Here is a 1,107-nt window from a genome sequence, read left to right on the forward strand (position 1 = left end):
CTTAGCGACCGCAGTCGCGCCGAGGTTCATGCCCTTGGTGGCGATCCCCATCGTGGCATGCGGTATCGGTGCGTCGTTCTCGCTCGGCATGACACTTCCGCTCGACAACGTCTCGGGCCCGGAGGAGGCCAACTCCTGGACGTCTTTCGTGCTGTTCATCGGCTACTCTCTGGGAGCGCTCGGGCCTCTCACACTTGGGCTCCTGCGGGATCGAACCGGCAGCTTTCAAGCAGGCCTTTGGACTTTGGTGGCCGCCGCAGCGTTCATGGTGTCACTGGCTCCGTCTCTCACGCCGACACGCCGCCATGACAGGCTGCAGCGTGCCGGAGGGGCGGCGGCTCAACTCTCATGAGACGTTGGGGACAAATGCGCCCCGGGCGATGCAGGGGATGGCACGCGGCATTTGCGGGTCCGCGGCGTGCCCGCCGTGACGCAGTGGCACCTCCCAGGGCGGCATCGCCGCTCGCCGCTCAAGCCTTCACTTCGACCACCTGTTCGAAGCCGCCGAAGATCATGCGTTTGCCGTCGAAGGGCATCGGCGGGTTGCCGGGTGTGGACGGATCCATGCGCGGGTCTTCGATCATCTTCTTCATGCCTGCGTCACGCGTGGCCTTGTCCGGCCATTCGACCCACGAAAAGGCCACCGTCTCCTCACCCGTGGCCTGGACTGCGCGGCGGAAATCGGTCACTTTGCCGTCGGGGACGTCGTCGCCCCAACCTTCGATCACGCGGAGCGCACCCAGCTCGATGAACAGCGAGTCGAAATGGCGCGCGTGCTCGATGAACTTCTGCTTGTTGGCGGTGGGGACCGCGATCACGAAACCATCGATGTAGGACATGTCTTCACTCCTGTTGAATTGAACGATCGGCGCGCCCGCCTGAGGGCACCTCGTATCCAACGACGAACGACGGGCAGCCAGATCGACATGGCGTGCCTTTCAACAACACCCGCTCCCGGGCGGGAGCGCTACGTCTTGACCGCGGGCGCCTGATGCCGCTGACGGGCCGCAACACCCGCGACGAAGAGGCCGAATGCGTCGAGCAGCGGTGCGGCGTCGAAGGACGGGCCCTCCAGCGTCGCCAGCGCCTGCACGGTAGCTTCCAGTG

General features: G+C 65.3%; 1 protein-coding gene. It reads right to left on the reverse strand.

Translation table 11 applies throughout. From position 1 onward, the window contains the following. Nucleotides 1–470: 470 nt before the first annotated feature. Nucleotides 471–839 (reverse strand): DUF1428 domain-containing protein, encoded by a 369-nt coding sequence (locus tag AC1D15_RS33625; protein WP_047512175.1) that lies wholly within the window; start codon nucleotides 837–839, stop codon nucleotides 471–473. Nucleotides 840–1,107 lie beyond the last annotated feature (268 nt).

The sequence above is a fragment of the Rhizobacter sp. P2_H2 genome (assembly GCF_056403375.1).